The sequence below is a fragment of the Bacillus pfraonensis genome (assembly GCF_050768835.1).
Taxonomy (GTDB): domain Bacteria; phylum Bacillota; class Bacilli; order Bacillales; family Bacillaceae_G; genus Bacillus_A; species Bacillus_A pfraonensis.
In genome coordinates, this window is sequence record NZ_JAHCDO010000002.1 from 262093 (window position 1) to 284966 (window position 22874).

General features: G+C 35.7%; 19 protein-coding genes, 2 pseudogenes and 2 other annotated features. Of the genes and pseudogenes, 15 read left to right on the forward strand and 6 right to left on the reverse strand.

Going from position 1 to position 22874, the window contains the following annotated elements:
• The first annotated feature begins 11 nt into the window (after nt 1–11).
• Nucleotides 12–947 carry a metal ABC transporter substrate-binding protein gene (locus KFD70_RS02590; protein ID WP_336451945.1) on the forward strand — a complete coding sequence of 312 codons (936 nt, stop codon included), beginning with the start codon at nt 12–14 and terminating at the stop codon, nt 945–947.
• 97 nt (nt 948–1044) lie between these two features.
• On the opposite strand, the pseudogene KFD70_RS02595 reads toward KFD70_RS02590, so the two are convergent.
• Nucleotides 1045–1161, reverse strand: a pseudogene (locus tag KFD70_RS02595) (arsenic resistance protein); the annotation flags it as partial.
• A 245-nt stretch (nt 1162–1406) separates the two neighbouring features.
• Here KFD70_RS02595 and KFD70_RS02600 point away from each other — a divergent pair.
• The 6 genes and pseudogenes from KFD70_RS02600 to cysK all read left to right on the forward strand — a co-directional run bounded on the left by KFD70_RS02600 (nt 1407) and on the right by cysK (nt 8248).
• Nucleotides 1407–1535 carry a hypothetical protein gene (locus tag KFD70_RS02600; RefSeq protein WP_336451946.1) on the forward strand — a complete coding sequence of 43 codons (129 nt, stop codon included), beginning with the start codon at nt 1407–1409 and terminating at the stop codon, nt 1533–1535.
• A 321-nt stretch (nt 1536–1856) separates the two neighbouring features.
• Nucleotides 1857–2024, forward strand: a pseudogene (locus KFD70_RS02605) (UDP-galactose-lipid carrier transferase); the annotation flags it as partial.
• A 522-nt stretch (nt 2025–2546) separates the two neighbouring features.
• Nucleotides 2547–3806 carry a GTPase HflX gene (hflX, locus tag KFD70_RS02610; protein WP_336451947.1) on the forward strand — a complete coding sequence of 420 codons (1260 nt, stop codon included), beginning with the start codon at nt 2547–2549 and terminating at the stop codon, nt 3804–3806.
• A 330-nt stretch (nt 3807–4136) separates the two neighbouring features.
• A complete protein-coding gene (locus KFD70_RS02615; RefSeq protein WP_336451948.1) occupies nt 4137–5711 on the forward strand; it encodes a Vga family ABC-F type ribosomal protection protein in 1575 nt (524 codons plus the stop codon).
• Between the two features lie 395 nt (nt 5712–6106).
• Entirely contained in the window at nt 6107–7315 is a 1209-nt protein-coding gene (locus tag KFD70_RS02620) for an MFS transporter (protein WP_336451949.1), read from the forward strand.
• A 15-nt stretch (nt 7316–7330) separates the two neighbouring features.
• Nucleotides 7331–8248, forward strand: coding sequence for a cysteine synthase A (cysK, locus tag KFD70_RS02625; RefSeq protein WP_336451950.1), 918 nt, complete (start codon nt 7331–7333; stop codon nt 8246–8248).
• A 64-nt stretch (nt 8249–8312) separates the two neighbouring features.
• On the opposite strand, the gene KFD70_RS02630 is transcribed toward cysK, so the two are convergent.
• Nucleotides 8313–8960: a hypothetical protein gene (locus KFD70_RS02630; protein WP_336451951.1), complete on the reverse strand. Its 648-nt coding sequence runs from the start codon at nt 8958–8960 to the stop codon at nt 8313–8315.
• Nucleotides 8961–9038: 78 nt separating this feature from the next.
• The gene (locus KFD70_RS02635; RefSeq protein WP_336451952.1) at nt 9039–10673 is read right to left on the reverse strand and encodes a putative polysaccharide biosynthesis protein; all 1635 of its coding nucleotides are present in this window, start codon (nt 10671–10673) and stop codon (nt 9039–9041) included.
• Between the two features lie 228 nt (nt 10674–10901).
• Nucleotides 10902–11126: a binding site (T-box leader), on the forward strand.
• Nucleotides 11127–11431: 305 nt separating this feature from the next.
• On the opposite strand from KFD70_RS02635, the gene KFD70_RS02640 reads away from it, so the two are divergent.
• Nucleotides 11432–12769, forward strand: a complete 1338-nt coding sequence (locus tag KFD70_RS02640; RefSeq protein ID WP_336451953.1) for a sodium-dependent transporter — start codon at nt 11432–11434, stop codon at nt 12767–12769.
• A 51-nt stretch (nt 12770–12820) separates the two neighbouring features.
• Here KFD70_RS02640 and KFD70_RS02645 read toward each other — a convergent pair whose 3' ends face one another.
• Complete coding sequence (locus KFD70_RS02645) at nt 12821–13519, reverse strand: polysaccharide deacetylase family protein (protein WP_336451954.1); 699 nt, start codon at nt 13517–13519, stop codon at nt 12821–12823.
• Between the two features lie 329 nt (nt 13520–13848).
• Between KFD70_RS02645 and KFD70_RS02650 the strand changes: the two genes are divergently transcribed.
• The 4 genes from KFD70_RS02650 to speB all read left to right on the forward strand — a co-directional run bounded on the left by KFD70_RS02650 (nt 13849) and on the right by speB (nt 17584).
• The gene (locus tag KFD70_RS02650) at nt 13849–14115 is read left to right on the forward strand and encodes a CD3324 family protein (protein ID WP_336451955.1); all 267 of its coding nucleotides are present in this window, start codon (nt 13849–13851) and stop codon (nt 14113–14115) included.
• Between the two features lie 139 nt (nt 14116–14254).
• Nucleotides 14255–14893, forward strand: coding sequence for a FusB/FusC family EF-G-binding protein (locus tag KFD70_RS02655; protein ID WP_336451956.1), 639 nt, complete (start codon nt 14255–14257; stop codon nt 14891–14893).
• A 186-nt stretch (nt 14894–15079) separates the two neighbouring features.
• Nucleotides 15080–16408, forward strand: a complete 1329-nt coding sequence (locus KFD70_RS02660; protein ID WP_420792343.1) for an MATE family efflux transporter — start codon at nt 15080–15082, stop codon at nt 16406–16408.
• Nucleotides 16409–16639: 231 nt separating this feature from the next.
• Nucleotides 16640–17584 (forward strand): agmatinase, encoded by a 945-nt coding sequence (gene speB / locus KFD70_RS02665; protein ID WP_336451958.1) that lies wholly within the window; start codon nt 16640–16642, stop codon nt 17582–17584.
• Between the two features lie 74 nt (nt 17585–17658).
• On the opposite strand, the gene msrA is transcribed toward speB, so the two are convergent.
• Nucleotides 17659–18195 (reverse strand): peptide-methionine (S)-S-oxide reductase MsrA, encoded by a 537-nt coding sequence (gene msrA, locus KFD70_RS02670; RefSeq protein WP_336451959.1) that lies wholly within the window; start codon nt 18193–18195, stop codon nt 17659–17661.
• A gap of 90 nt (nt 18196–18285) precedes the next feature.
• A complete protein-coding gene (locus KFD70_RS02675; RefSeq protein ID WP_336451960.1) occupies nt 18286–19044 on the reverse strand; it encodes an SDR family oxidoreductase in 759 nt (252 codons plus the stop codon).
• 238 nt (nt 19045–19282) lie between these two features.
• Nucleotides 19283–19528 (forward strand) — a binding site (T-box leader).
• Between the two features lie 464 nt (nt 19529–19992).
• Between KFD70_RS02675 and ilvE the strand changes: the two genes are divergently transcribed.
• From ilvE to KFD70_RS02690, 3 genes are read left to right on the forward strand one after another with little or no spacing between them, the layout of a single operon-like run.
• On the forward strand, nt 19993–20892 hold the full coding sequence (gene ilvE / locus KFD70_RS02680) for a branched-chain-amino-acid transaminase (RefSeq protein ID WP_336451961.1): 900 nt from the start codon (nt 19993–19995) through the stop codon (nt 20890–20892).
• A gap of 24 nt (nt 20893–20916) precedes the next feature.
• Complete coding sequence (gene ilvB, locus KFD70_RS02685) at nt 20917–22641, forward strand: acetolactate synthase large subunit (RefSeq protein WP_336451962.1); 1725 nt, start codon at nt 20917–20919, stop codon at nt 22639–22641.
• On the forward strand, nt 22638–22868 hold the full coding sequence (locus KFD70_RS02690) for an ACT domain-containing protein (RefSeq protein ID WP_336451963.1): 231 nt from the start codon (nt 22638–22640) through the stop codon (nt 22866–22868). The genes ilvB and KFD70_RS02690 overlap by 4 nt, the downstream gene beginning before the upstream one ends.
• Nucleotides 22869–22874 lie beyond the last annotated feature (6 nt).

The window sequence follows — 22874 nt, forward strand, 5'->3', positions numbered from 1 at the left end:
GGAGGATAAAGATGAAATTAAAAAATGTGTTATTTTCGATACTTTGTATTTTTGTTTTTGCACTAACAGCTTGTTCTAGTAATACAACTGGAAAAGAAGAGAAAAGTGGAAAATTAAAAGTTGTAACAACATATTCCATTATATATGATATGGTAAAGCAAATTGGTGGAGATAAGGTTGAAATTCATAGTCTTGTTCCAATTGGCGCTAATCCACATGAATATGATCCACTGCCAAAAGATGTTATGAAAATGACAGATGCAGATACGGTATTTTACAATGGTTTAAATTTAGAAGAAGGTGGAGCGTGGTTTAAAAAGCTATTAAAAACTACAAATAAATCAGGGAAAGATGCACCTGTTTATAAGGTAAGTGAAGGTGTAGAGCCGATTTATTTAGAAACAAAGGGATTAGAAAAAGAACCAGATCCACATGCATGGATGAATATAAGAAATGGTATTCTATATGCTGAAAATGTGAAGAAAGCATTAATTAAAGAAGATCCTAAAAATAAGGAATTGTATACTGAAAATGCGGAAAAGTATATAGCAGAACTGCAGAAATTACATGATGAAACGGTGAACAGAATCCATCAAATCCCTGAAGAAAAACGTTTCCTAATCTCTAGTGAAGGTGCTTTTAAATACTTTGGAAAAGCATATGGAATTAAGACGGGATACATTTGGGAAATTAACTCAGAGAATCAAGGTACTCCAGATCAAATTCGAGACGTTGTAAGTTTAATTCAAACGAATAAAGTTCCAGCTTTATTTGTGGAAACAAGTGTAGATCGACGTAGTATGGAAACTGTTTCAAAAGAAACGAATGTACCGATTGCCGGTACAATCTTTACAGATTCACTTGGTAAATCAGGTGAAGATGGAGACACTTACTTGAAAATGATGAAGTGGAATACAGATACCATTATTAATGGATTACAGAAGTAGTATTAAGTTGAATAAAACAATAAAACAAGCACCTACTCAGGTGCTTGTTTTATTTGTATTACTGAGGTGTAGTTTCTGCTACTTGTTTCTTCTTCCTGATTAGTAATAGAACTACGTTCATGTTTTGTAATAGGTATTTACCTTGTGAGGCAAACATTGCAACAATTGCTAAACTTAAAAATAGAATTTGAGCAGAACTGAATAATGGAAATATTACACACCTTATTAGAATTTATTTTTATAATATTTTACATACGGTTTTTAATGAGTTAAAAAATTTTCGTATGAACCAACTACCTACATGAGTGAATCCGTGTGTTACTTTAAAAACTCATTAACCTAAAACTAGTTTACTATAGTTCCGAAAAGATAGGAATCATTGAATGAAGAAAGGGTTAAATAGACGGATTAAAAAATTAATAGTAAATCATTACAAATTTCAAATTAATAGGAGGGTTCATGAAATATGAGGTAAAGGGAGAGAAATATACAGGTATTAAAATGTACTCTCGTATTTATAAGATTACAAAGGAAGAAAAAGGGCAAAGTACACGGTTAGCTGAAGTGTTGCAGCCGCCTCTTGATTAATTCTATAGTATTTGGAATTAAGCTTTTGTCATATAGGTTGACGAAAAAGGTCTCGATCGTATATAAGATCGAGACTTTTGCTATTTATTTCGGGTATAAAGCGTTAAAAGTGTTTCAAGAAACGAATAATATTTATCGTATACTACATGCTAAAACGATTTGCCATTCATCTTATAAGGGATGGAGAATATAAGGTAAGTGAAACTATCTTATTAGAGATGCTAGATGATGCTGAATTAATACAGGATGAATCAGAAGCAGCAAGAACTTTGCATAATTTAGGTTTTTTGTATTATTGGCAGAAAAAGAAAATAAAAGCATTGGAATATTATTGCGAGTAACGATAAATTATATGCGCGTGTGAAAACATTGAAAGTAATTATTGCATTAATTGAAGATTATTTTGTAGAGCATGGAATCGAATTTCCATCATACTATCATGAAATGAAAGAGAACATGCAAGAGGAAGGCGAACAAGTACAAAATTAATTTAGGCCCTATTCACCATAAGAAGTGTACGCAAAAAATGGAGAATCCACTAGAAAATTGATGATTTTGTTTATGCCCATAATTGAAGTTTATTCTTGTGGAAAATATATAATTATGCTAAGATTTATGTAACTTTTAATGAACGGAGGGGTCTCCTTTGATTTTAATCAGATTACGTCTCAATACTTTGTGCCGATAATTGAATAGCGCTCAAAGGCTCTGTCTGTGTGCAGAGTGAACGGGATTGGTCTGCCTATTTTAAAGGAACCCTTTATTGAACTAATATGTGAAAAGAGGGAGGGACGAATACGCCCTCTTTTTGTTTTGCCTTTATAATAGAATGATGTGATATATGTGTATGTTTTTTAGGGATACGTATATCATTTGTGACGTATTGACCATGTAGCAATTTGAAAGCTATGCTTTCTTTTGTTTATTTGTCGTACTCTCATCCGTTTACGAAAAACACAGGCAGTGACCTGTGTTTTTTATTTTACGTAATCGAAATGGAGGAATTAATATATGGAAGAACTAGTACAAAAAGCAATATTAGTCGGAGTGAATTTAAATAATGAAAGTGATTTTGAATATTCAATGGAGGAGTTAACAAACCTTGCAGAAGCTTGTGATGTGGAGGTTGTAGGGCAAGTTACGCAAAATTTAAACCGTGTGAATCCATCACATTATATTGGAAAAGGGAAAATTGAAGAAGTGTCTGCTTTTGTGAAGGAAGCAGATGCGAATATGGTTATTTTTAATGATGAATTATCACCTTCGCAAATTCGAAATTTAGAAGCTGATTTAGATTGTAAAGTTATTGATCGTACCATTTTAATTTTAGATATTTTCGCGCAGCGTGCTAAGACGAAAGAAGCACAGCTGCAAGTTGAAGTCGCGCACCTTCAGTATATGATGCCACGTTTAATTGGCCTTCGTGAATCTTTAGGAAGACAGAGCGGCGGAGTTGGTACAAAAAATAAAGGTGTCGGTGAAAAGAAATTAGAGTTAGACCGTCGTAAAATTGAAGAGCAAATTGCAGTATTAAATAAAGAGTTAGAAGCGCTTGTCGCGCAGCGTCAAACGCAGCGTAAACAGCGTAAGAAAAATGAAATCCCTGTTGTTTCATTAGTAGGATATACAAATGCAGGTAAATCAACCATTATGAATACGATGCTGGAGATCTTCAATGGTTCTACTGAGAAACAAGTATTTGAAAAGGATATGTTATTTGCGACGTTAGAAACGTCAGTGCGAAATATTGAACTTCCAGATAATAAATCGTTTTTATTAACGGATACAGTTGGTTTTGTAAGTAAATTACCGCATCACCTTGTTAAGGCCTTCCGTTCTACGTTAGAAGAAGTGGCGGAGGCGGATTTATTGATTCATGTGGTCGATTATGCAAATCCAAATTATGAACAATTAATTGAGATTACAAATCAAACACTAAAACAAATTGGTGTTGAAAATATCCCGACAATATATGCGTATAATAAATCAGAGATGATGGATGTTGAAATCCCCAAAATACAGGAGGACCGAGTATATCTGTCTGCAAAACAACAAATTGGGATTGAAGAACTTGTAGAAATGATTCGTTCGCACATTTACAAAGAATATACAAAGTGTGAGATGTTAATTCCTTATGATCAAGGGCAAGTTGTTTCTTATTTTAATGATTATGCACATGTTACATCTACAAGTTATGAAAATGAAGGTACGAAGATTTCACTTGAATGTAAGACGAGTGATTTTGAAAAATACAAACGTTTTGTTATTTAAAATGAAAAAAACATTGATTTTATTTGAAATTTCTAGCTATACTAAAAGTAGCGTTAATGAAATTAAAAGAACGGAAGGGTGACCCAATTACATGAAGTACTAATCCTATTTACGAAAGCAAACAATTGAAGGTTTTTTAGCAGACGATTACGCTGTTATTTGTGATGCCTTCAATTTGCGTTTTTCAGAATAGGATTGGCTTTGTATAGTTGGATCTAAAAGGGGTAGTCTCTTTTGGTGTACACCTATATAATGATTTATGCCTCCTATTCTGAATGGATATAGGGGGCATTTTTTGTCTCCTAAACTTGATAAAAAGGAGATGTTACTATGTTTTTATTAGAAGCAAATCATATAAAGTACTATGTACAGGATCGTTTATTATTAGATGTGGATCAACTGCAAATTCAGCAAAATGCTCGAATTGGGTTAGTCGGTAGAAATGGAAGCGGGAAAACGACGTTACTTCAAATTCTAGCTGAAAAGATTTCTCCAGAAGAAGGGAAAGTGACTCAACATACTCGTTGTGAACTTTTACCCCAGCTGAAACGAACAGATACAACAAAAAGTGGTGGGGAAGTGACGCAAGAATATATTCAAAAGGCTCTCATTAAAGATCCAGAGCTGTTACTTGCAGATGAACCGACAACAAACCTCGATACAGAACATATTGAATGGTTGGAGAAGAAGCTGAAAAAGCGGCAAGGAGCATTTATCATTATTTCACATGACCGTGCATTTTTAGATGCTCTTTGTACAACGATATGGGAATTGGATGAAGGAAAGATAAAAGAGTATACAGGCAACTATAGCGATTATGTAAAACAAAAGGAAATAGAGCTCAATCAAGAACAATTAGCGTATGAAAAGTATGAGAAAAAGAAAAGGCAGTTGGAAGAAGCATTGAAGTTAAAGGAGAAAAAAGCGGAAAGAGCAACAAAGACTCCAAAAAAGGTGAGTAAGTCAGAAGCGAAAATTACAGGAGCAAAGCCATACTTCGCAAAAAAGCAAAAGAAGTTACAAAAAACAGCATCGGCCATTGAAACGAGATTAGAAAAGCTTGAAAAGGTAGAAAAAGTAAAAGAAATTCTGCCGCTTAAGATGAACTTGCCGAATGCAGAAACATTTAAAAATCGAATTATTGTTCGTGTAAATGATGTAACTGGAAAAGTTGGTGAGCGTGTACTTTGGAGCAAAACGAGTTTTCATATTCGAGGTGGGGATAAGTTAGCAATTATCGGTTCAAATGGGAGTGGGAAAACGACACTTGTCAAAAAAATTATGAATCAAGAGTACGGTATTAGGCTTTCTCCAGCTGTGAAAATCGGCTATTTTAGTCAAAATTTAAACATATTAGATACGGAAAAATCAATTATCGAAAATGTACAGTCCTCTTCAAAGCAGGATGAAACATTGATTCGAACGGTTCTTGCGAGAATGCATTTCTTCAGAGATGATGTTTATAAACTTGTAGGAGTTTTGAGTGGCGGTGAACGAGTGAAAGTAGCATTAACAAAGCTATTTTTAAGTGATATTAATACGTTAGTTTTAGATGAACCGACAAACTTTCTTGATATGGCAGCTGTTGAAGCGTTAGAATCTCTTTTAAAAGAGTACGAAGGGAGTGTAATCTTTGTTTCACATGATCGCCGGTTCATTGAAAATATCGCTACACGAATTTTAGCGATTCATGATCAAGAAATTAAGTTATTTGATGGAACGTATCAGCAATATAAACTAGGTCAAGTGGAAAAGACGCGAGATACGAAAGAAGATAAGCTTCTTTTACTTGACACAAAAATATCGGAAGTGCTAAGTCGCTTAAGTATTGAACCGTCTGAAGAATTAGAAATAGAATTTCAAAAACTTTTAAAAGAAAAAAGAGAATTGGACATAGCTGAATAAGTTTGAACGGTATTCAAAAATAAAGAGTACATCACGACTAATTGAGTGATGTACTTTTTCATATGATAAGCAATATTGATGTGGGGAGGTCACCATTTATCAGTTGCTAAAGGTATGAAAAAGAAATGTTTTCCATAATTTTTTTAGTTTGTTTCTACATTTTATCTGTATTTCAGTGTAAAAAAGACAGAAGTATCCACGATTAAACCTAATGTATATTATTTTGGTATAACAATTATATATATGAATATTAAAACGGAGTTGTGTTACTGGAAAAAGAGATAAAACCATTATAGAATAGGAAATATTTCAAAAATCAGAACTTATTACATATTACAGTAAGTGTACTGTTAATAAGTTATACTTTCTGTTTTTAGGGAAGGAGAGAGGGAACTATGCAGGCGGTGTCAAAGGAAAATACAGTAGCCTCACCTACAATTTATCGCATTTTATTTGCAATTAGTTTCGGTCATTTTTTAAATGACTCGATGCAGGCTGTTGTACCAGCGCTATTTCCTATTTTGGAAAAATCGATGAATTTGTCCTATATGCAGGTAGGGTGGATTGCATTTGCACTCAATATGACATCATCGATTATGCAACCGGTATTTGGGATGTATTCAGATAAGAAACCATCACCATTTTTACTACCACTAGGTATGTTTTCAAGTATGCTTGGGATGATTGGACTTGCGTTCGCACCAAACTTTATTATCGTTATTATTTCTGTTCTATTTATTGGATTAGGATCAGCGGTCTTTCATCCTGAAGGAGCACGCGTTGCTTATATGGCAGCGGGTGCGAAACGTGGGTTAGCGCAGTCCATTTATCAAGTAGGAGGGAATACAGGGAATTCTCTTGCACCAATTTTTACAGCGCTAATTTTTGTTCCGTTTGGGCAAATTGGATCACTGGGATTTACAGCTTTTGCAGCGGTAGGTATTGTACTATTAACTTTCGTTTCAAACTGGTACAAAAATGAGTTAGTAAATGGTGCAGTACGAAGAAAGAAAAGAGCTGCACTTGAGGCTGAAAATGCAATTGTGAGTACACATATTAAATTTGTAATTGTTCTTCTTGTTTTCTTAACCTTTGTTCGTTCTTGGTATGGAGCTGGCATCGGGAATTTCTATCAATTCTATTTAATAGAGCATTACGGCTTGTCTATTAAAAATGCGCAGTACTTTGTGTTTGCATTTATGATTGCTGGGGTGCTTGGCACATTCTTTGGTGGACCTTTGGCAGATCGATTTGGTAAGAAAAATATTATCGTATTTTCCATGCTAGGTTCTGCACCACTTGCACTTTTATTACCGTATGTTTCTTTAGCATGGGTTGTACCGTTATTTTTATGTATCGGTTTTATTAGTTCTAGTAGCTTTAGCGTTATCGTTGTTTACGCACAAGAGCTTGTTCCTGGAAAAGTTGGAATGGTGTCAGGCTTAATTGTCGGTCTTGCATTTGGGCTTGGAGCATTAGGTGCCGTTGTTCTTGGAAAATTAGCAGACGTGTATAGTCTACAATTTATTATGATATTATGTAGTTGTTTACCGTTAATCGGACTTACATCATGGTTACTACCAAGTGATCGAAAATCACGATAGAATAGGGGATACGCTATGAAACTATGTCACAATGTTACAGAATTAATTGGAGATACACCAGTCGTACGATTATCACGATTTGTTCCAGAAGATGCAGCTGATGTATACGTGAAATTAGAAATGTTTAACCCATCTCGGAGTGTGAAAGACCGCGCTGCGTACAATTTAATTTATATGGCGGAAGAGCAAGGTCTCATTAAGCCAGGTGATACGATTATTGAACCAACAAGTGGGAACACGGGAATTGGTTTAGCAATGAATGCAGCTGCGAAAGGATACAAAGCCATTTTAATTATGCCGGATAATATGTCAAAAGAAAGGATTAATTTGCTAAAGGCATATGGGGCAGAAGTTGTGTTAACGCCGGCAGAACAAAGAATGCCAGGAGCAATTGCAAAAGCAGTAGAACTGCAAAAAGAAATACCAAATAGCTTTATTCCGCAGCAATTTGAAAACCCAGCAAACCCGAACATTCATCGCTATACAACAGCTCTTGAAATTTATGAACAAATGGGTGGGGAATTAGATGCATTTGTAGCAACTGCTGGAACAGGTGGAACCATTACAGGAACGGGAGAAACATTGAAAGAGAAACTACCAAATTTATATATTGCAGTAGTTGAACCGAAAGGATCTCCTGTTTTATCTGGTGGTGTGCCGGGTCCTCATAAATTAGTTGGAACAAGCCCGGGATTTATTCCAAAAAACTTAAATACGGAAATATATAATGAAATCATTCAAATCGCTGATGAAGAAGCGCTTAGTACAATGAGAAATCTAGCAAAACAAGAAGGGATACTAGTAGGATCCTCTTCAGGGGCTTCCGTCTATGCCGCAATTATGATAGCGAAACGATTAGGTGCTGGTAAGAAAGTGTTATGTATTGCGCCTGATACGGGAGAACGTTATTTAAGTATGGGATTGTTTGAGTAAGCAACGTATTAAAAGAGATTGTATGCCATATACAATCTCTTTTTTGTATTTTAAGAGTATAATTTTAGTCTATGTCCTCGAGCGTTGTTCCTTTAGGTAAATTAGCACATAAACTTTCTAATGTTGAATATTTTTCTAGATTAGAAAATAAATAATAACCTAAACCATCGTGAGCAATTGTAATAAAGGTGGTGTCCTTTTCTATTTTGAAGTAGGGAACTGAACGCTCTTTCTTCCTCCTAAACTCATAGATCGTTTCTAATGAAAAAGATAGATTTTTAGAATTAGAGATTGCATAAAACTCATTTTGAGACGCTAGCCAAAATGTTTTTTCTAAAGCGAGTGCCAATACATTTGAATTATCAATTTGTATTGTAAAGCAAGGTGGGGGATAGTGTATATGTTGGCCAGAAGTCCAATATGTCTGTACTTCATCTAAGAAAGTTAGCGTATAGATGATACCTAATGTATCAAGTGTAGATTGTATCGCTTCATAGTCATCGTAATAAGCAAATGTAAGGTATAGAGGGTATGTATTGTGGGTAATTAAGAAATTTTGCAAAAGTGCTTTATTGTGTTCAACATAATCTCCTTCAATACCTTTACTCATAAAATAAATAGCACTTATATGCCCATCTATTTTTAAAGAACGATTGAGTTTGTCTAAAAAATGCTCATTCATTTCTTCTTTTTGAATCCATACTTTTGTCATGGGTTCCTCCCTATAAGGAATAATTTAATAACGAAAGAAGAGGTGTAACATTCATATAAGTTACACCTCTTCTTTGTTTTATTTTACTAATTTTTTTAATACGGGTAAACGACTAATTCGATCACCAAGGATATGGGATGCTAGACCACTTGTTAATACGAAAGCGAGATAAACAACTCCTCCAACCGCGCCGCATATGATAACGATGAGTAATGATTCAATATAAGGTTGTCCAGGAATTAGCCATCCGATAATCGCTTTTAATCCCATTACGACAGCGGACATTGCTGCCGAGTAAATGGTAATAAGAAATACTGTTTTAGCTGTTTCGGCAATATCAAACTTCGCAAATTTGACAATGCAATATAGCATAATGATATCAGAAATAAGATATCCAAGAATTGTTCCAAGTACGGCACCATGTCCACCTAATAAGTATAGAAGTGGTGTATTCACTATAACTTTTACAAGAATACCAATGGAGAAGGCAATCATTGTTTTTCGTTGATAATCAATGCCTTGTAAAATAGCTGCTGAAACAGTGAAAATCGCACTTAATACAGCTGATGGTGCATAAGAAATTAAATATTGAGACCCACCTAAAGCTGTATCAGAACTCATATATACCATGCGGAATGCATCGTATGCGATGCTAGCAAGTCCAAAAGCAGCAGGGATTGTAAAGAACAATAGCACTTGGAAAATCTTTGTGATTTGTTCTTGTAATTCTTCTAATTTCCCGCTTGTAAATGATTTTGTTATCGCTGGAATAATTGTAAGTGAAAATCCAGTTGCGAGTGAAGCCGGAATCATAATTAATTTTTGGGCATAGTTCGTTATATAAGCAAAAATCGCGTTAGCTGTTTCAAGCGGTGTCCCAATTGCTCTTAGTGCGTCAGCAACTGTATATTGATCCACTAAAGTATAAAGTGGAATAGCGATTCCTACGAAAACAATGGGGATTGCGTAACGAAGTAGCTCCATATAAATGTTTTTTAATGAAACGTTTGAAGCTCTTGTTTTTCGTTCGCCTGTAGGTGGTTTCAAATGATTATATTTTTTCCAATACATGATTAAAATTGAAACGCTGGCAATTGCTCCGATAACCGCACCAAATGTAGCAACTGCAACGGAAGAAGCAACAGACCCACCTAATAATTTTGAAACGATAAAACTACCCACTAAAATGAAAACAACGCGTGCAATTTGTTCTACAACTTGAGAAACAGCACTTGGCTTCATATGTTGGAACCCTTGGAAGTATCCACGTGTGACACTCATCGCTGGAACAAGAATAAGTGCGAAACTTAGTGCTCGCATTGTCAGTGTTACATCAGCGATAAATCCCGGATCTGGTGTTTTTGAGCGAATAATAAACTGTGATACGTAAGGCGCTCCGATAAATAAGATTAAAAATCCAGCGAACCCCATAAGCAGCATGATTTTTACACTAGAATTATACAGTTTCTTACTTGTGTTATAGTCACCTAATGCATTATATTTAGCAACAAATTTTGACACGGCAATTGGAATGCCAGCTGTTGAAAAGCTAAGTAAGATGCCGTACCAAGAATATGCATACGCATATAAAGCAACCCCCTGTTCGCCAACTAATAGTTGAAAAGGGAAGAAGTATATAAAACCTAAAATACGTGAAATCATTGTGGCACCACTTAGTAAAGCGGTTCCTTTTAAAACTTTTGAAGTAGACAAAACCTTTCCTCCTACTCGTGCTCTCATACAACCATCCTATATTACTATAAACCTGCTGATGTATTTAATAAAGTATAAACCATAAGTGATGTAATAGTATTCATGGAAAAGTCAGATTTTGAATTTTTATAGCGAAAAATAGGAGTATAATACATAAAAATTCAAAAAATTAGTTGACACTATTTTTAATGTATGATAAAAATGATAGTAATCAATTCGGAAAATAATATTTGGGCAATGAAAGGGTAAAGTAGTGAAAATCTCCCTATATCAGAGAGCTGGTGGTTGGTGTGAATCAGTATATAGATTATTCATGAAGTTCGTCCTGGAGCATCTTTCATAAATCTCATATTGTGAGGAAATGAAAGACGGTAGTGTATACCGTTATCAAATAAAGTGGTGAAGAATTTTTTTCACAACTAGGGTGGTACCGCGATATATATCGTCCCTACGTATTTACGTAGGGACGTTTTTTATTTAGGTCTTACTTGTGTTGTATCTTCATAACTAGGGTGGTACCGCGATATTTTATCGTCCCTACGTATTTACGTAGGGACATTTTTTATTTTGGTAGTTTCTTAGTATTCTTCACAACTAGGGTGGTACCGCGATATTTTTATCGTCCCTACGTTTTCGTAGGGACGATTTTTTATTTCTGAAAGGAAGTGATTGCATTAGAAAGAGAAGAGGATAGAACAATAGATATAAGGATGAAATGTCATAAAAAGAAAAAATAGAAGAAGAGAGGAGACAGAAAGATGAATTCACAGCAATGGACATCGAAATTAGGTTTCGTTTTAGCTGCAGCAGGTTCAGCGATTGGTCTTGGCGCAATTTGGAAGTTCCCATATATGGCCGGTATTGGAGGGGGCGGTGCGTTCTTTCTTATTTTCATCGGTTTTACTTTACTGATTGGTTTACCTTTATTATTAGCAGAATTTGTGATTGGAAGAAGCACGCAAAAAGAGGCTGTTGATGCATATAGAGAAATCGCTCCTAAAACATTATGGCCGTGGCTTGGTAAATTAGGAATTGTAACATGTTTCATATTGCTTTCTTTTTACAGTGTTGTCGGCGGATGGATTTTATTATATTTATGGAATGCAATTACAGGGAGACTATGGGAAGGAAACGGTGCATATGAAGCAACATTTGGTGAAATCATTTCCAACCCATATTTAGCAGTTGGATCACAGCTATTATTTATTCTTATTACTATTTTTATCGTAAGTAAAGGCGTACAAAACGGTGTAGAAAAGGTAAATAAATACTTTATGCCAGCACTATTCGTTTTATTCTTTGTGTTGATTGTTCGTGCACTTACACTAGATGGAGCAGGAGAAGGTGTTCGCTTCTTCTTACAACCGGATTTCTCGCACGTAACGTCTGAGATTGTTTTATATGCGATGGGACAATCATTCTTCTCATTATCAGTCGGTGTAGCCGTAATGGTAACGTATAGTTCATACTTGCCGAAAGAAGAAAGCTTACCACGTTCAGCATTTTCAATTGTTGGTTTAACACTTGTGATTACATTGCTTGCGGGGCTTGCGATTTTCCCAGTTGTATTCGCATTTGGGATGGAACCATCTCAAGGTCCAGGGTTATTGTTTATTGTACTACCAGCTATTTTCAGTAAAATGGCATTTGGAAAACTATTTTTCATTATTTTCTTATTGTTATTTTTCTTTGCCACTATCACATCAGCAATTTCTATGTTAGAAATCAGCGTTGCTTCTTTAACAACAAAAGGTAAAGGGAAGCGCGAAAAAATGGCATTGATTGTTGGGTTATTAATCTTTGTGGTGGGAATTCCATCAGCATTATCGTATGGTGTATTAAGTGATGTGAAGCTCTTCGGAAAAACAGTCTTTGATTTAGCAGACTTTGCAGTAAGTAACGTACTTATGCCGCTTGGAGTATTGTTAGTTGCGATTTTTGTTCCATTAAAGATGAAGAAAGATGTATTAATGAGAGAACTTGGTGTAAGTAAAAATAAAGGATATAAATTATTTGTACTATGGTTATTCTTGCTTCGCTATATAGCACCAATTGCAATTATAATCGTGTTTTTAAATGTAATTGGAGTAATTTAAAATACAAAATTCCCTAGCATAACATGATGCTAGGGAATTTTCACTGTAGAATTATCTTGTTTGTAATTCATTTACAGTTACAAATTGATAGCCTTGTTTTGATAAAGAATCTAAAATACCTTCAATAGTTTGTAGGGCATTACCAGAATCGTCGTACATCGAATGTAACAAAATGATAGAACCTGGTGTTACATGTTTATTTACATAGTTTATTTGGTCGGCAGGAGAAGAGTAATACGTATCGGGTTCAAGATCCCATGTAATTGTTTCGATATGTTGTTTGTTTAAATAGTAAGGCAAACCGATTAGTTTTTTTCCATTCGGTGGCCGGAAATCAATTTGATCTGTATATCCTGCTGCGCGAATCAATGTATTTGTTTTTGCAACTTCTTCTTTAATAAAAGAAGGTGTCTTAAAAATCATTCGATTATGAGAATATGTATGATTTCCAAGTTGATGTCCAGATTTTACGATTGCCCGTCCTAATTTTAAGTTTTTCTCTAATTCATTTCCAATAACAAAAAAAGTAGCTTTCGCATTATATTTATGTAAGAGTGGTAATATCTTTTCTACATTTTTTGTAGGTCCATCATCAAAGGTTAGAGCAATCACTTTTTGATTTGTGTCTACTCGATTTGTTAATTCACCAAATAACTGATAGGTTCTTGAGTTCATTAATTTATAGGTTCCGTATAGTGACAGAAAAATAGCTAAGAGTACAATTGCTGATATAATGATTCTTTTTTTCATAAAGCGACCTCACATTGTCTTTAATTTCAATTCTTACGTATTATATCAAAATAAATGTATTGCTGCTTGTTTAAAAATCATTAGGATGCAAGAAAGAAAAAGTTGTCATATAATAAGAATCAAAAGGTATATTAGGAGGTGTTCATATGGCGATTACAACACAATTGCCAGACACTGCAGCGTCTCATGCAAAGCCAAGTATGGAAATGGCGATACTTTGCGTGAGGTAGACAAGTAATATACAATCGCCAAAATGAGCTCGTATCATTTTTTATATTTGGCTTTGCACCTTATTGAAATGAATCAGAAAAAATAAGGGGCGAGCAGAAATGAGATACGTAAAAGCAGCGGCTGTTTTACCAGAAAGCTTAATTGTAGAAATCCAAAAGTATGTCCAAGGTGAAACAATTTACATTCCAAAACAAGAAACTGCGCATTATAAATGGGGTACACGGTCTGGTGGAAGAAAGCAAATTGATACGCGGAATAGAGAAATTAAAGATGCTTTTAAAAATGGAACTTCTATTGATCAATTAGCGGAGGAATACTTTCTTTCTACGGAAACGATAAAAAAAATCGTGTATTCAAAATCATAATAAAAAGCACTGATTATTTGATTGGAAATAATCAGTGCTTTTTATGTATACTTTGTTTATGAACGGTTTTCGGCATTTTATAAAATAAGTGTATTGTATACAATAAAAAAAGATTAACAATTTGTATGGAGTGATAGCAATGGAAGCATTTATTAGAAGTGATCAATATAATTTTATAAAATTACAAACTCATATTTTAGCGCATGGACATGCCACGGCAAATGATAGAGGAGTTATTGCTGCTCTGAAGTCTCTCGCGATAGAAAAAGTGTTACATGTTTTTGAAAATCTTACCGATGAACAGAAAGAATTAATTGATACGATTTTGACGGTTGAAAATAGGGAGGATGCAGAAGCGTTTTTACTCAAGTTAAATCGATATGTTATTCCTTTTCAGGAAGTTACACCGCAAGCGTTAAAAAAATTATTTCCTAAAGCTAAAAAGCTGAAACTTCCTGAAATGGACGAAATAAATATGAAAGAAATGTCATATTTAGGTTGGATTGATAAAGGAACAGGCAGAAAGTTTATTATAGCAAAAAATAAAAATAAGCTTGTTGGTTTGCAAGGCACATTTCAAAGTATAAACAAAAAAGGCATTTGTGCATTGTGCCATGGTCATGAAGAAGTAGGTATGTTTCTAGTTGAAATAAAAGGGGATATACCAGGTACTTTTGTCAAAAAAGGGAACTATATTTGCCAAGATAGTACAGCGTGTAACCAGAATATGACTTCGCTAGATAAGTTACATGATTTTATTGAGAGGTTGAGAAAATAATTTACAGAGAAAGAGGTAACAAAAAAGATGATATTATTTTTTCATCTTTTATATAGAGAACTTTGATATATTCAGGAAACTTCTTAACAAAAGGAGCAATGAGGTTTGGAATCACCTATAAATAACACCCAAGAAGGTGTAGAATCACAAAATCAACAAAAGGAAGGGAAGTCGATATGGAAATCAATGTCCATGTTTTTAGTTCCCTTACTTTTAAGTAATGTATTACAATCAGTTGGACAGTTGTTTGGGATGGTAGTGGTAGGACGATGGCTTGGTGAACAAGATTTAGCTGCTATTTCAGCATTCTTTCCATTGTTTTTCTTACTTGTTTCGTTTGTAATTGGAATCGGATCTGGTAGTTCCATTTTAATTGGTCAGGCTTTTGGAGCGCGTAATGAGGAGCGTTTAAAGGCTATTGTTGGTACAACACTTACATTTACGTTTATCATAGGAGTTGTTTTGGCAGTAGTAGGAAGTGTATTTGCCATGGATATTATGCGTCTTATGGGGACGCCAGAAAACATTATTGGTATGAGTGTTCACTATGCACGTATTTTATTTATTTCAATGCCAGTCTTATTCTTATATTTTGCATATACAACATTTATGCGAGGTACAGGAGATTCCAAAACGCCATTTTACTTTTTAATAGTTAGTACAGTATTGAACATGCTATTATTGCCTATTCTTATTTTTGGTTGGTTAGGAATGCCGAAACTTGATGTTTATGGAGCAGCTTATGCCTCTGTTATATCAACAGTTATAACATTTGTTGTCATGCTGATTTATTTAAAAAAGAAAAGTCATCCATTGCAATTGGATGCGACAGTTCGGAAGTATCTTCGTATGGATTGGGATTTATTAAAGTTATTATTACGCCTCGGTATTCCTGCAAGTATCAATATGATTTTAGTTTCGTTATCTGAAATTGCCGTAATTGCATTTGTAAATCGCTTCGGTTCTGATGCGACCGCAGCCTATGGAGTTGTAAACCAAGTAGCAAGTTATGTACAAATGCCAGCGGTCAGTCTTGGAATTACAGTATCCATTTTTGCCGCGCAATCCATTGGTGCGAATCAATTTGATAGGCTGCAGAAAGTTGTTCGAGCAGGAATTGTGATGAACTATATTATTGGCGGTGTATTAATTGCTCTTATTTACATGTTCTCAAGAGAGGTCTTATCACTCTTCCTCACAAGTCCAGATACAATTGAAATTGCTCATAGTTTAGTTATGATTACGCTTTGGAGTTATTTAATTTTCGGTCATGCACAAATTATTGGTGCAACGATGCGGGCGAGCGGAACCGTACTATGGCCGACCATTATCGGCGTGGTATCGATTTGGCTTGTGGAAGTACCGGTTGCTTATTTCTTATCATACCATACGGATCTTGGTATAGAAGGTATATGGATTGGATATCCAGCAGCGTTTATTGTAAGTTTAGTTTTACAATATGGGTATTATAAATTTTCATGGCAGAAGAAAAGAATTACACGACTGGTTAGTTAGAATAGAAAGTAAAGAATGCTCCTGTTATGAATAGGGGCATTTTTGTTATATAAGAGTAACATTCTATTCAATAAGGCATGAATTATTCAATTGTGCATAGATAAAAAAGATGAACAGTAGGAAAAGGGTCATTTTTTACATGGCATAATTTTTGCATTGTAATAAAAGAAAATGTAATTAAGGAAAGTTTCTTTTGGATGTAAAAATCATGTTTAAAAGGGGAAATGAGGAATGAAATATCCATTAACGCCAGATGTAAAACCAGAATTTTGTACGACAGGTTCATTTATGAGATTGCCTTCAAGTCATGATCAAGCTAAGGTTGCTATACTAGGAATGCCATTTGATACGGCAGCTTCATTTCGCGTTGGTGCGCGTTTTGCCCCGCAAGCCATTCGACAAGCATCAATGACGTTGTTTCCATATCATCCAATTCACCATGTATATCCATTTGATGACACAAACGCGATTGATATTGGAGATGTTTCTGTCATCCCACATAATATTCATCGCAGCTATGATTTAATTGAAGAAGCTGTTTTTGGGTTAATGAAGCAAGGAATCATTCCAATCGGGCTTGGTGGAGATCATTCAGTTACATTAGCAAGTTTACGTGCAGCAGCAAAAGTTCATGGTCCAGTTGCGATGATTCATTTTGACTCACACACAGATACATGGGATACATATTATGAAGAAAAATATTGGCACGGTTCTCCATTTATTCGTGCACATGAGGAAGGGTTATTACAGCCAGATAAAGTATTCCAAATTGGAATTCGCGGAACATTGAATCATCCTGGTGATATAGATGCTAGTAGCGATTTAGGATATAACGTCATTACAACAGCGGAACTATGTAATCGTGGTTTTGAAAGCGTTCTTCAGCAAATGAGAGAAACGATTGGCGATACACCCTGTTTCTTAACATTTGATATTGATTTTGTAGATCCATCGTGTGCGCCAGGTACAGGTACACTCGAGGTAGGGGGATTTAATAGTCGAGAGACACTGAATATGGTACGTTCATTAAGCGGTTTTAATTATATTGGTTTTGACTTAGTAGAAGTATTACCGCCATATGATCAATCGCAAATTACGTCGCTTTTAGCGGCCACGCTTGTACATGATTTTGCTAGTTTAATTGCGCTGCAGTTGAAAAATGAAGTGAATAAGTAAAAAGATAATTATTATACTGAAATAAAAAAAGACCGATGAAACAATTTTTCATTGGTCTTAAAGGTGCTCATTTATTATTTTTGTTGCCAATTCTCTTTAATAAAGTCTTCACGGCCAGATTCTTTACGTTCCTGGGCATATTTCTCTGGATTCTTTTTATAAAAATGTTGATGGTATTCTTCAGCTTCAAAGAAAGGAGCCGCTGGACGAATTTCCGTCACGATTGGATCTTTGAACATACAGCTTTCTACTAAAGCTTGTTTTGATTTTTCAGCTAGCTCTTTTTGTGTTTCATTGTGATAAAAAATAGCTGTACGATAGGATGGACCGCGGTCAAAAAATTGTCCTCCATCATCGGTTGGATCAATTTGTGGCCAATATAAATCTAGTAATTTTTGATAAGGGAAAATAGAAGGATCGAATGTAATTTGAACAACTTCTAAATGTCCAGATGTTCCAGATTTTACTTGTTCGTATGTTGGATTTTTGATATGGCCACCAGCATAGCCTGAGACAACTTTTTGAATACCAGGTAGTTCATCAAATGGTTTTACCATGCACCAAAAGCAGCCGCCTGCAAAGGTTGCGAGTTCGTATGTTTTTTCTGTCATTGCTGTAATCCTCCTAAATAGATATGTTTTATCTAGTATTATATAAATTGTTTTATTGCGCAATAAAAAAGATTTGAAACTATATGTTTTTTATAAGCAAGAACCACCGCTCACATCAATTAATTGTCCAGTAACCCAGCGACTGTCAGGAGAAGCGAGAAATGCAGTAGTATCTGCAATATCTTCTACTTCTCCTAAACGGCCGAAAGCAGAGATTTCAGTTGCATAGCGTTTCATCATCGGATCACTTAGGAGTTCAGCATTCATATCTGTTTTAATAAAGCCTGGGAGTATCGCATTCACTGTTATACCTCTTGCTCCAAGCTGCTTTGCAAGTGTGAAAGTCATTGTGTTGATTGCTCCTTTTGTCATGCTATAGGCAACGAAATCAGGTAAAGAAATTCGTGTTGCAGCCGATGAAATATTGACAATACGGCTATTATCACGTAAACGCGGCAAGGCTTGTTGGATGATGAAGAAGGGTGCTTTTGTATTTATAGAAACGATTTGATCAAAAAAATCTTCAGTTGTTTCCTCGATAAAAGCTCCAGGTCCAATTCCAGCGTTATTTACTAATATATCAAATTGAGTCTCACCAGTGCGCTTTTGTAATTCGGAATCTAAAGATTTGTAAAGAGATTCTACACCATGCAATGATTCAAGATTTGCTCCAATAGAAAAAGCAGAACCGCCATTTGATTGAATTTCCTGCACTGTTTCTTCGGCATCACTTTTACGATTTCCATAATGAACAGCGACTAACGCACCATCGTTTGCTAAGCGTTTCGCAATAGCACGTCCAATTCCACGACTTGCCCCAGTAACCAATGCAACTTTTCCTTTTAACATATTCACATCATCTCCTTAATAAATTTACATATGTATGAAGCTGGCTTTTCTAACAGACAAGCCTTAAGTAATATATGAGTGTTGGATTGAGATTCATTCCTTTTTTATTTTGATAAAAATATTTAAATTATAAATTTAAAAAAATTCAAAAAAACATGTTGACAATGAAAAGAACAAAGTCCTATAATACGTGTAACAACTTAAAAGTTAATTAAGAATTTTCTAACTTTTATATATAGTATGTGCAAAGAAGAGGAAAGTAGATGATTATGATAGTTTCAGAGAGCTACCCCATGGCTGTGAGGGTGGTAACAATCGAATCATTGAAGATCACCTCGGAGCATCGCTTGCGAAAGGGAAACTGAGTAGAGAGCGGCGGTATCGTCTCCGGTAAATGGACGAGGGTCTGACAGGACCTATAGAGCTTATATTTCGTGAGAAGTATAAGGAAGCTGAGTGGTAACGCGAAACTCTCGCCTCAGCAATCAAAAACTACTATGATGTAGTAATTGATTGCTGAGGCGAGAGTTTTTACTTTAGAAAAGAGAATAGAAGAATGCAAAGAAGAGGAGAGTAAACGATATACATTGTTTCAGAGAGCTACCCCGTGGCTGTGAGGGTGGTAACAATTGTATCTGTTGAAGATCACCTCAGAGCACTGCCCTCGAAAAAACTGAGTAGAGAGCAGCGGGGTTGTTCACGATAAAAGAACAAAAGTCTAATAGGACTTGCAGAGCTTGTATTTCGCGAGAAGTATAAGGAAGCTGAGTGGTACCACGATTCCCTCGTCTCAGCAATGGATTGCTACACGTTTGTAGAAAATCGATTGTTGAGACGAGGATATTTTTATAATTAATTTACAGAAGATTTAGATAAAATGTTCTCTTCTCAGCAATCGATACAAAGATGGATTGCACATAAATAGATAAAAAAGAGGAGCGATGTAGGATGGGAAACCAGTATATCTATATGAATGGAGAATTAGTAGAAAAAGAAAAGGCTGTTGTATCTGTTTATGATCATGGATTTTTGTATGGAGATGGCGTATTTGAGGGGATTCGTAGTTACGGCGGAAATGTATTTTGTTTAAAAGAACATTTAAAGCGTTTATATGAATCTGCGAAATCTATTTTACTAACGATCCCAATGTCAATCGAAGAAATGGAACAAGCAGTTTTACAGACACTACAAAAAAATGAATATGCAGATGCATATATTAGATTAATTGTTTCAAGAGGAAAAGGGGATTTAGGGCTGGACCCAAGAAGCTGTACGAAACCAAGTGTCATCATCATTGCTGAACAGTTAAAGTTGTTCCCGCAAGAGTTTTATGATAACGGTCTTAGTGTTGTATCTGTTGCGTCTCGCCGAAATATGCCAGATGCACTTGATCCACGTATTAAGTCGATGAATTATTTAAATAACGTATTAGTAAAGATTGAAGCAGCACAAGCAGGTGTGCTAGAAGCGCTTATGTTAAATCAGCAAGGGTATGTTTGCGAAGGATCGGGAGATAACGTGTTCGTTGTGAAAGATGGAAAAGTAGTAACGCCACCTGCATATTTAGGGGCTCTTGAAGGGATTACAAGGAATAGTGTCATTGAACTTTGTGAAAGGCTAGGTATTCCTTGTGAAGAAAGACCATTTACTCGTCACGATGTATATGTAGCAGATGAAGTATTTTTAACAGGAACAGCGGCTGAATTAATTCCAGTTGTAAAAGTGGATTCAAGAGAAATCGGAAGTGGAAAACCAGGAGAAGTAACGAAACAGTTAACGGAAGAATTTAAAAAGTTAACGAGAGAGCGAGGAGTGCGCGTTCCGGGACTAGCAGAAAGTTTAGCTTAATGAATAGGGGAAGGAGTTAGTGAAATGGAAAAGCAACAAGCAGTGTGTGATGAAGCATATGGCGTAGAAATAAAAAAAGTAACAGGTGCCGGACATGTGATTCAATGTTTAAAGAAATTAGGTGTAACAACCGTGTTTGGTTATCCTGGCGGAGCTATTTTACCAGTTTATGACGCACTGTATGGCAGTGGCTTAAAACATGTATTAACGCGTCATGAACAAGCGGCCATTCACGCTGCGGAAGGATATGCGAGAGCTTCTGGAGAAATCGGGGTAGTATTTGCTACCTCCGGCCCAGGAGCTACAAACTTAGTTACTGGTTTAGCAGATGCGTATATGGATTCGATTCCTTTAGTGATAATTACAGGTCAAGTAACGACATCTCTCATTGGAAAAGATGGATTTCAAGAAGCGGATGTTGTGGGAATTACAATACCGGTTACAAAACATAATTATCAAGTACGAGATGTAAATCAGTTATCACGTATATTGCAAGAGGCATATTATATCGCTAAAAGTGGACGGCCAGGCCCGGTATTAATTGATATTCCAAAGGATATTCAAAATTCTATTGTAACGAACTTTTTTGAAGGAGAAGTTCAAGTTCCGGGTTATAAGCCACGGATTGACCCAGACAAAATGCAGCTGAAGAGCGTGGCAGAGGCAATTTCAAAAGCAAATCGCCCGCTCCTGTATATCGGAGGCGGTGTCATTCATGCAGATGCATCCGAAGAGCTTCTAACATTTGCAAGAGAAAACCGTATTCCAGTCGTTTCAACTTTAATGGGACTGGGTGCTTATCCACCTGGAGATCCGCTATTTTTAGGGATGCTCGGTATGCATGGGACATATGCTGCAAATATGGCAGTAACGGAATGTGATTTGCTTCTTGCATTTGGAGTCCGTTTCGATGACCGAGTCACAGGAAAGTTAGAACTATTTTCACCTCATTCGAAAAAGGTACATATTGATATTGATCCAGCTGAGCTTCATAAAAATGTAACGGTAGAATATCCGGTTGTAGGGGATGTGAAGCGGTCGTTACACATGTTAAGAAATATGAGAGTAGAGTGCCAAACTGATGCATGGATAGAGAGAGTAAGAGTATGGCAAGAAGAATATCCACTGTCATACGAACAACAGGGAGGAAAATTAAAACCACAACATGTAATTGCTTTACTAAGTGAACTAACAAATGGTGAAGCAATTGTGACCACAGAAGTCGGCCAGCATCAAATGTGGGCAGCGCACTTTTATAAGGCGCAAAAACCGCGAACATTCCTTACATCTGGTGGATTAGGAACAATGGGGTTTGGATTCCCAGCGGCAATCGGTGCTCAGCTTGCCTTTGAGGATAAGCCAGTTATCTGTATTGCGGGAGATGCTTCATTTCAAATGAACATTCAAGAATTGCAAACAATTGCTGAAAATAATATTCCAGTGAAAGTTTTTATTATTAATAACAAGTTTTTAGGTATGGTAAGACAATGGCAAGAGATGTTCTATGAAAATCGTTTATCAGAATCACAGATTGGATCACCTGATTTTGTAAAAGTAGCAGAAGCATATGGAGTAAAAGGTTTGCGTGCTACAAATTCGGTTGAAGCAAAACAAGTCATGTTAGAAGCACTTTGTCATCAAGGTCCAGTTGTTGTTGATTTTTGTGTAGAAGAGGGCGAAAACGTATTTCCAATGGTCCCTCCTAATAAAGGGAATCATGAAATGATTATGAAGAGGTGGGAAGAATGAGTCATACTTTTTCACTCGTTGTTAATAACGACCCTGGAGTTTTACTAAGAGTAAGTGGAATTTTTGCTCGGCGTGGTTATAATATTTCTTCTTTAAATTTAAATGAAGGAGAAAAAAGAGAGGTTTCGGAAATGAAACTTACAGCAGTTTGTACAGAAAATGAAGCGACACTGCTCGTAAATCAGTTAAAAAAGTTAATTGATGTCTTGCAAGTAAATACATTATAAGGAGTG